Source organism: Candidatus Cloacimonadota bacterium (genome assembly GCA_034722995.1).
Lineage (GTDB): Bacteria > Cloacimonadota > Cloacimonadia > JGIOTU-2 > JGIOTU-2 > JAGMCF01.
This window is the reverse complement of sequence record JAYEOL010000061.1, coordinates 1-9802: the sequence shown is the minus strand read 5'-3', so window position 1 is coordinate 9802 and position 9802 is coordinate 1. Positions and strand designations below refer to the sequence as shown.

Sequence of the window (9802 nt, the reverse complement as noted above, 5' to 3'; positions counted from 1 at the left end):
TCTTATCCCAGCCGGTTTCTTGTGCTACCTGCGGCAGAAACACTCCTGTCCGCATACCTTTCTTAATATAAACACCATCTCTCCCCATCTTTATTTCATCAATACTCTTGACCCTCTTCATTGGAGTAATCACTGAAATTTCAATTGAAATATTTTTTAGTTCATTTCTCTTAACTGGATTAAAACGATAATCCTGAAATGCGGCTGACACAGCCATTTCTGCAACCGCCTGATAAAAAGGCATCTGAGCTATCAACTGACCAATACATCCTCGCAAATTATGATTTTTAGTTAGAGTAACGAAAACAGCTCTATCCTCGTTCAAAATTTTGGATTCTGGTTTTTCGGGTTTTATTATTTCTTTATTATCCAGATAATATTCAATACTGCGTCTTGCTAAATTTAGGAGATATTCTTTATCAGATGGAGATAATTCTGATTCAGTTGTGGGAATTTTAGGAAAAACAATAGAACAATACCCAACCACCCTTGTAGAGGTTGTATCACCCATTGCATCGCCAGAATTTGAATATTTCAGCAAGACTCCTTGAGGACATTCAAAGTGCTGCAAAACCTTTGTGAATACATAAAAACCAAAATAGCCACACAATTCAGATTTTCTGGAGAAAATGTCCTGCTGCAAAGTAGCCCACTTTTTCTTCTGAATAAGGTCAATAGTATGCCTGTCCATTTTCACAGCTGTTTGATAATCATGATAATGAGACATATCACTGCTGGCAATTAACAAGATTTTTTTATCGCTTTTCTCAATTATATTAATAATTGTTTCAGCTAACTTATCCAGAAGTGGTAAGTCATTAGTTGCGACTAAAATCGGCACTATTTTAAAATCTTTGAGTTGGTGCTGGAGAAACGGGACTTGTGCTTCAATGCTGTGCTCCGGGCGATGCACAAACTCCTGGAATTTAAATTTTTTGTCTGCTTTTAAAATCTTAGAGACTATTTCTTTGTCAATTGGCACAGTACCGAGAGGGGTTTTATAATAGTCCCCATCGTAAGCTGAAACATAGCCCGTATTATAGTGATGACTTGGTCCAAATAATATAACTGTATCATAATGTTTGTCTTTAAGAAGTGAATATCCATACGCAGCTACCTGCCCTGAGAAGATATAACCAGCGTGTGGCGATAGAATACCAAATGGAGTAATCTTTTGCTTCTCTTTATCCAATTTTACATTTTTGAAAAAACCATTAAGCATTTTTTCGAGTTCTTTCTTATTGGCAGGATACCATTGTCCAGCTACTGCCGGTTCTCGGGTTTCTGACCAAAGAATATTAAAGACAAGTAAACCTAATGTTAACATTATTATTATTTTTTTAGTCATAATATACCTCCATGTTACGAAGATTCATAAAGATTCAAAGATTTGTAAAAATTCATAAAGATTTAAAAAACTTGTAAAGATTAGGAAAATTTGTAAAGATTCACAAAAATTTAACATTCTAATCTCTTAATCTCTTTAATTTTTGAATCTTTTTAATCTTTGAATTTTAATAATATTACATTAAATAAAAGAATACCTCCAATAAACAAAATATTTGTTCTAATACTGAAAACAGGCAAGAAAATTACGCCAACTGATAGTCCACCAAAAGTTGCACCCAGAGTATCCAGAAAATAAAATGATACACCTGAAGCAATCTGTTCATTTCTATATTTCTCAGCCAAAACTTTAGAAAGAATTATCCCCTCAAAACCTGCCACCAAGATGTTAAATAAGAAATAAATGATAACAGGTAAGGACCATCCTGCCATAAAATAAATCAATAAGATAAGAGCAAGATTAAAAATAAAAATATAGGCTATAGGTATCTTTATTCTTTCCGCGGAAATAAAGCCGAGAGCCAAACCCAACATAAATGAAATTGTAAAAATGGCAATGACAAAGTACACATACCCAAACTGTATCTGGAAGATATTCAAAAGAATAAGTTGCATTACAAAAGCCACAAAACTTATGGAGAAGATATTAACATCATATATAAAAAGCGATTTTCTGCTTTGAATTTTGTTAAAAATAAAAGTGATAAGAAGCATAAGAAATATAGCAAAAATAAAGACCAAAATCTTGTAATCTTTCAAGATTTTTATAACTTTTTCAAAACTTATGTCTAAATGTTTTGCCCAAAATTGGATAGTAAAAAGATATGCTTGTGGATAAAGATTCTCGTTAATTGCAACCCTTTCATCTGCTATTGCATTTTGAAAATTATCCAGACGGAATTTGTTGCAGGTATCAAAGATAAGGGCTTGATTAAACCAAACTCCACTTTTATTTCTCTGCTTCATTCTTTTTGTGAGTTTATCCACACTATTGGAAATGTATGTTCCAATACTTCCGATGAAAATATTTTTCTCAGCTGGAATAACAATAATCCTGCCTTGCGGGACAAATGCCTCAGAGAAAGTCTGATTTATTGTAGCATTCAGTTTAGCTAGTTCAGGTAAAAGAAAATTTTCTGCATTACTGACTGTTATGGCTGCTATACTTTCATCGGAGATGAGGTGAGATTTCAGCAATTGAAAGAATTCAAGAGTATAAAATCTGTTCAGGAATATTGAGGATGGGTCGGGAAAATCAATATAGATTATATCATACTTTTTGTGAATGCTTTTTAGAAAGCGGACAGCATCCATCTGAATGAATTTGACTTTTTCATCTCCCATTTTATAAAATAGGCTTTGTTTGATTATATTTTTTTCCAACTCAAGATAGTCCACTTCTTTGACATACTTATCTTTCAATATCTCTTGTAAATATCCATTAAGCAGACCTCCGACAAGCAGTATCTTTCTTGGTGCGGGATGTTGAAGCAAGACGAAATTAACCATTTCTTCTGCATAATTTTTATTTTCTGAATTAGCAAAGAGAACGCCATTCCAATAATAATTTTTTTGCTGTGCGCTTTCCGTTACATCAAATCTTCCAAATTTAGAATCTTGAGTGGAAATTAACTCATTGGGCGAGTAGCGTGTTGCATAGTTAGTCTGAAAAATATCATTAGAAAAAATTATGGCAATCAAGATTAAAATTCCACTAAAAAGAAACAATCGTTTTATAGAGAAAAGAAATAGACTAAGAAAACTTAGGAAGCCTGCCAATAATAGAATAGAAAAATTGCTAAGAAAGGAAATCAAAGCAAAAAACAGAATCCCTCCAATAATCATTCCGATACATTCAAGGATGTAAACAGTATGAACTGGCTTATTCACTTTAGAAATCAGTTTGCAATTAAGTGGAAACAAAAAGCCAATCAAGAGACAGCCGGGTGCCAAAATAATCAAAGCTAAAATTATTAGTGATGGAATATCAATAAGAAGTCCAGAGATTACTGCGAACTTATCTGCCAGAATCCTGATAAGAAGAAATTGAATAGGCGTGATAAATATTAAGAGTGTAAGTAGAAAGTAGATGTATTCTTTAAGGTTTCTTTTGATTTTAATAAACTTATTGAGCAGAGTTCCCAGAGCAACCAGTAGAAGCCAGAGTGACAAAAAAATAGCAAAGACAATTTCATTGCCATTCACTTCAACCATAAGTTCCCGCAGTAGAATGGTCTGCCCAATTGCGGAAATTATGCCAACTATAATGAAGATAGGGTAAAAATGAATTTTCATTTATAGTTATGTGAATAGATTTCGCTTCTATAATGTACAGAAAATTGATTAGTAACTATCTTGTTTTGGGTGTACTTAACTTCTAATATTTTTTGTTTTTTATATAGTTGTTAACGCCCTTCTTCACTCTTTCTGCTATTTCTATACATTTCTTACAAATGTTTTCATCCGGCATAAAATCTGGCAATGCACCACCAACAGGATATTTAGATGGCAAATAGATTGAATCTATCAGATCAATTTCATCCTCATCGATTTCTATAAAAATATCTAATCCTTTAAGTTTTGAAATAAGTTCAAAAATTTTATGAGTTCTTTTTAGTTTGATTGAATTTTCAATAAAAATTAATTTTAAATACTTTTCTATTGCTTGTTGAATATTTTGTAAACAAGGATTATAAAGATGACTCTCAAGTAAAACTTTCGCGGATTCGAAATTCTCAGTGGCATAATTCAACCAGATTTTAGTCTCTTCTCTCATAAATGATTTCTCCACTATTTATTTCATCCAAAAACTGATTTTCATAATTATAGTTGTATCTTATAGGAATAATATCTAAAGGGATTTTTAGGGCAATATCTCTCAATTTTTTTCTATATCTCATTGCAAGAGATAAGTAATCCTCATTACTGTCACTAAAAATAGCAATATCCATATCATTGGGTTTAGTTGAGGTTAGAAAAGAACCAAATATAATTATTCTTTTAATGTGAGTGTCTTTTGAAAATTTCCGAACTACTGCTTTTTTTAGTTCAGCCTTTGTAAACATACATCCTCTCTATTTCAATAGTTATTCATTTACAGAAATAAACAAATATGATAGATAAATAATTTATATACAAATTCAAAAACCCATAAGCAAATTGATTCTGTCAAGTTTTATATCGAATTTGCAAGGATGGTCACTTGCACTATAACATTTTTTATATTTAGTTGACATTGTTCAAATATTGAATAATGAATGTTGAATATTAAGTTTTGAAGGATGTATTTTATGATACATGAGTAACATTTTTTGAATGTCCTTAATTTTTGTAAATATTACTTACTGAAAAGCGAGAGGAAACAAAGTATAAAATTAATTCTTTCTCATTCACTATTTTTTTTGTGATACACTTATAATCTAATACTGTTTATTACTCATTCTTTCTTTTCGAATTTTTTCATTATTCATTATTCATTGTTCATTATTCTACTTCCATACTCCATATATTTCTTCTCCACAAAATTTGCATTTGCCATCTTTTATATTCATTGATTCAATGAAATAGCCTGAACGGTCTATTATCTTTTTACCACATTTCGGACAGTATGTATCTTCGGCATCTGTAGAAATATTTCCAATATAAACATATTTAAGTCCTACATCCAGAGCGATATCTCTTGCCATCTCAAGTGTTTTCAATGGGGTCGGAGGACGGTTAAGAAGTTTATATTTTGGGAAAAAGCGGGAGAAATGAAGTGGGTAGTCAACACCAAGGGAATCTCTAATCCATTCGCACATTTCTCGTATAATTTTGGGGTCATCATTTGCTTCAGGTATAACCAGATTTGTAATTTCAAAATAAAGTCCTTCTTCTTTGGCTATTTTCAATGTATTTAGCACAGGTTGTAAGGTGGCTGTTGTATAGGTTGAATAAAATTTATCTGAAAAGCCTTTCAGGTCTATATTTGCCGCATCCAAATATTTGCAAAGTTCACGAAATGGCTTTTCATTAATATATCCGCAGGTAACAAAAACGGTTTTTATACCCTCTCTATGGGCGAGTTTAGCAATATCCAGCATATACTCATAAAATATTGTGGGTTCTGTATAAGTGAAAGCAATGCTTTTACAATTATATTTTTTAGCAGCACTTACAACTTCTTGAGGAGTCATTTGCATTGCTTTTACCCCATTTGGTCTGGATTGCGAGATTTCCCAGTTCTGGCAGAAATTGCAACGCATATTGCAGCCAACAGTAGCTATAGATAATACTTGCGTGCCAGGATAGAAATGGAACAACGGTTTTTTCTCAATTGGGTCAATGTGGACTGCTACTGGTTTGTTATAGACAAGAGAATAAAGTTTTCCTTTTATATTTTTTCGCACTCCACAGATGCCAGTTTGCCCTTCGCTTAAAACACATCTATTGGGACAGAGGTTGCATCTCACTAAATTGTCGGGTAATTTCTCATAGTATTTTGCTTCTTTTAAGGACTCGTTTTTATCTCCAGATAAACAAAATAACGATAATGAAATAATTAATATCAGGATAAAATATCTTTTTTTCATTTACAATAACTCCCAAAAATTAACTATAATTTTTCATAAATTGTATCAAAAAGTCTCTCTTGTGAAACCAAGTGCTGTTTAATTTATTTGCACTTATGAATGTGAACTTAATTATTAATATATCACGGACAGATTCCTTCATTAAATATCTTATCTAACGAGCGAATTACGCAAAAATCTAAAACTATTTAATAATTTTCTACTACTTTTTTGTCAGCAGCCCAAAGTCTACTTTGTAATCCATTCAATCAAATCAACAACTCTATTTGAATAACCCCATTCATTATCATACCAAGCGAGGACCTTAACAAGATTGCCAATCACTTTTGTCTCAAATGGGTCAAAAATCATAGAATGAGAATTCCCTATAATATCACAAGAGACAAGTGGGTCTTCAAGGTAGTCATAATATTTAGGATACTTCTTTGATGCCTCTTTAAATACCTTGTTTACTGCTTCCACTGATACTTCTTTTTTTACAATACACACAAAATCAGTAAGAGCCCCATCAATAGTTGGAACTCTAATTGACATTGCATCCAATTTCCCTTGCATTTCAGGAATAACTATTCCGATTGCCTTTGCAGCACCTGTAGTAGTGGGAATCATAGAATGGGCAGCAGCCCTTGCTCTTCGTAAATCTCTATGCGGTGCATCAAGAAGCCTTTGGTCACTTGTATACGAATGGTCGGTCGTCATAAATCCCCTTTCTATCCCGAAAGCATCATTTAATATTTTCACCATAGGAGCAAAACAATTTGTGGTACACGAAGCATTGTCAATTACATCATGTTTAGAAGGGTTATAGATTTGTTCATTCACACCCATAACTATTGCACAATCAGCAGGCACACCCTTTGATGGGGCAGAGATAATCACCTTTTTTGCGCCTGCATCAAGGTGGAGTGCTGCCTTATCTCTTGACCTGAATTTCCCGGTAGATTCAATTACAACATCTACTCCTAAATCCTTCCACGGTAAGTCAGCAGGATTTTTTATAGCAAATACCTTATATTCCTTTCCATTAACGACTATGGCAGAATCTTTTGCCTTTACATCAGCCTTAAGTATTCCATAAGTAGAATCATATTTAAGTAAATGGGCAAGGGTTTTTGCGTCTGTTATGTCATTCATGCCTATGATGTTTATCTCTGGATTATCCATTGAAGCTCTAAATACAAGCCTCCCTATTCTCCCGAATCCATTAATTCCTACATTAATCATATACTATCTCCTATCTTAAACTTAATTTTGATTTTTTCTTACTACCTTTATAAATCAATGTCAAGAAAATTATATTAATACTTGTCCCGATATATCGGGATTCGTTTCAATTATATTTTAGAAGTTTTATTTGACAAAAATATCTTATCATTCCAAATTTAAGATATGAAAAATCATTTTATAATTTTCGGACTAATCTTATTTTCTTTTACCAAACTTTTCTCCTTTCAATCTCCTGTCCTATTGGATGTGAAGGAGTATATTTCTGATAGTTTGTTCGCTGCTGAGTATCGGATTGAAAATTTTCAGGAAGGAGTAGAAACCAGAATAAATATCTATAAAAAGGATAATCTAAATATTATTAGGTTGAATGAACAAAAAATCATTGGAGATTATGGAGAGTTAGAGAAAAAGGGAAAATATAAATTTGCAATCCCGCTGAAATTATTGCCAGCTGGCTTCAACTTTAAAGATTATACCGCATTCCCCAAAATTGTTTTTCAAAACAGAATCTACTATGAAATGAAAAAAATTAAAAAAGGCGGTTATTCGTTTCATCAGGATAAAGAGAAAATAGCTTCTGAAACTACCAACGGTTTTTATATAAACAAATTTGAAGTCTCAAATGAACAATTTACTGCATTTATCAATGATGATGGGTATGAAATCAAAGAATATTGGCTGGTAAAAGAAGGGATAATGGAAAATCGGGAAGTAGGTTGGAATTTTCAAGGAAGATTCAGGATAAGTGCTCCACTTGATTGGGACTTGAACGAGATACCTTACTGGAAATCGGCTGCATCCTATTTTATCTATGGACCTGTTACAAGTATAAGGTGGTTTGAAGCAAATGCCTTTTGTAATTGGATGGGATGTTCTTTGCCAGGTCTGAGCGATATTTCAATCTGCTTTTCCTTTAACTCTATTGAAAACGATAGCTTATTTAATCCAGTTTGTTCAGAAATAGATGAAAAGGGTCAATTCCCATTACATTTTATCAAGAGCAATGTTTCTGAATGGTTAATTTTAAGTATTGATTCTAATATTCCGCCTTGTGGACCTGGCTGTCGGGAGATGTTTTATTTAAAGAATAATTCACAGATGCATTATGGTTTTCCTGTCAAAGGAATTTCCTGCCCATTATACAACAACGAGATACTGGGATTTAGATATAAGATAGAGAAGTAGTGAGAATACAAAGGAACCTTCTAATAAAAATATCTCTCTGAAAGATGAAATAAAAGAAGGCTCCTAAAGGCTAACAGTATATTTACTTATATTTTATCTTATTAGAACCATTTTCTTGACTTCAGAAATGATGTTATCAGATTTTAGACGATAGAAGTAAATGCCAGATGGTAATCTATTCCCGTTCATATCAGTTCCATCCCATTTAATTGACGATTGACAATTGTTCCCAATTGAATTGGAAATTGAAAATTGTTTCACTAATTTTCCTTTTACATTATAGATTTTTATTTGTAAACTTTTGTGTGATTTTGCCTGCCTTGCCGTAGTTTGACGAAGGCAAGTGGCTAAATTAAAGAAAATCTTCGTTGAACCGCTAAACGGATTGGGATAATTTTGAGAAAGAATGGGATTGACTGGAGAATTATTTTCATCATCAACAGCTCCAGATGGGGTCACTGTAACATCCCACAATGTGCTATCTGCTAATTCCCCATCTGATACTAATGCCTTTACCACAAAATCACCAGTATCTGAAAAGGTATAAGTAAATTCATTGCTGTTTTCGCCTTGCTGTATATTATCAAGATACCAGAAATAAAACAGAGAATCCCCATCAGGATCTTCAGCTACTATACTAAATAATTGCTCAGTATTTTGTTCAATTGAAAATGCTGTCTCTTCCGGGGAAAAATAAATGATTATAGGAGCGTGGTTAGAAATAAATTCATCTGCTCCAATATCTGGATTTATTGCATCACGAGGATCGTAATCAATATCAGTTGTAATCCCCGCAATAGGAGTTGCTTGACCAATGCAAGGGCTGTTAGAATTCAAATGAAGATCAGGGAAGCTCAAATCAGGATCGCCTGTAAGAGAATTAACATCTCTCGGAGCATATCCGGGCGCACTTTGTAAATCACCAAGTGTATTATAATAGTTACTACCAATTCGTGCTACATAGCGATTGTCAGTCGGATCTTCGGAATTCACAGATAATAAATTATAATTACTCTCTGCAAATGAAGCCGAAGTCTTCAGATAAATAGCACAATGCTCATTTCCACTAACATCACCAGTTCGTTCATTAATCAAGATATTATCCTTTAATATATTATCACTCGCATCCTTATAAATTTTTATACAGTAGAAATCAGGATATTCTCTATTACATACGCCTCCCATATAAAGAGTGTTGTAATAAATTTGATTATTTGTAGCATCACCGGAAGACAAGTAAATGCAATAACTGGTATTTGCAGTAAGTCCGGGAACAAGATGTATGATATTATTGTAGATTAAATTATCGTGTGAGTTAGATGTCATAAATAAACCACGACATCCGGCATTTGCACTATGTTTCAAATCGTGAATATAATTATGATGGATTTTTGTAGTTCCACTGCAGCTTGATGAACCAGCTCTTATTCCGTAAACAGAACTTCTTGCCTCTTCAAAAGTTTGACACACCT

At 32.9% G+C, this 9802-nt stretch carries 8 protein-coding genes; 1 reads left to right on the top strand and 7 read right to left on the bottom strand.

What is annotated here, in order from left to right; translation table 11 throughout:
- The 6 genes from amrB to gap all read right to left on the bottom strand — a co-directional run.
- Positions 1-1348: AmmeMemoRadiSam system protein B (amrB, locus tag U9R23_07095; protein MEA3476187.1), on the bottom strand; the 1348-nt coding region annotated here is incomplete at its 3' end.
- Positions 1349-1500: 152 nt separating this feature from the next.
- Positions 1501-3642: a hypothetical protein gene (locus U9R23_07090; GenBank protein ID MEA3476186.1), complete on the bottom strand. Its 2142-nt coding sequence runs from the start codon at positions 3640-3642 to the stop codon at positions 1501-1503.
- Positions 3643-3724: 82 nt separating this feature from the next.
- Positions 3725-4123 carry a HEPN domain-containing protein gene (locus U9R23_07085; GenBank protein ID MEA3476185.1) on the bottom strand — a complete coding sequence of 133 codons (399 nt, stop codon included), beginning with the start codon at positions 4121-4123 and terminating at the stop codon, positions 3725-3727.
- Complete coding sequence (locus U9R23_07080) at positions 4107-4412, bottom strand: nucleotidyltransferase domain-containing protein (GenBank protein ID MEA3476184.1); 306 nt, start codon at positions 4410-4412, stop codon at positions 4107-4109. The genes U9R23_07085 and U9R23_07080 overlap by 17 nt, the downstream gene beginning before the upstream one ends.
- A 423-nt stretch (positions 4413-4835) precedes the next feature.
- Positions 4836-5918, bottom strand: a complete 1083-nt coding sequence (gene amrS / locus U9R23_07075) for an AmmeMemoRadiSam system radical SAM enzyme (protein MEA3476183.1) — start codon at positions 5916-5918, stop codon at positions 4836-4838.
- A gap of 228 nt (positions 5919-6146) precedes the next feature.
- The gene (gap, locus tag U9R23_07070) at positions 6147-7142 is read right to left on the bottom strand and encodes a type I glyceraldehyde-3-phosphate dehydrogenase (GenBank protein ID MEA3476182.1); all 996 of its coding nucleotides are present in this window, start codon (positions 7140-7142) and stop codon (positions 6147-6149) included.
- A 165-nt stretch (positions 7143-7307) separates the two neighbouring features.
- Here gap and U9R23_07065 point away from each other — a divergent pair, with 165 nt between their 5' ends.
- Positions 7308-8330, top strand: coding sequence for an SUMF1/EgtB/PvdO family nonheme iron enzyme (locus U9R23_07065; GenBank protein ID MEA3476181.1), 1023 nt, complete (start codon positions 7308-7310; stop codon positions 8328-8330).
- 93 nt (positions 8331-8423) lie between these two features.
- Here U9R23_07065 and U9R23_07060 read toward each other — a convergent pair.
- Positions 8424-9802, bottom strand: a 1379-nt coding sequence (locus U9R23_07060; GenBank protein MEA3476180.1) for a T9SS type A sorting domain-containing protein, incomplete at its 5' end; no start/stop codon positions are given.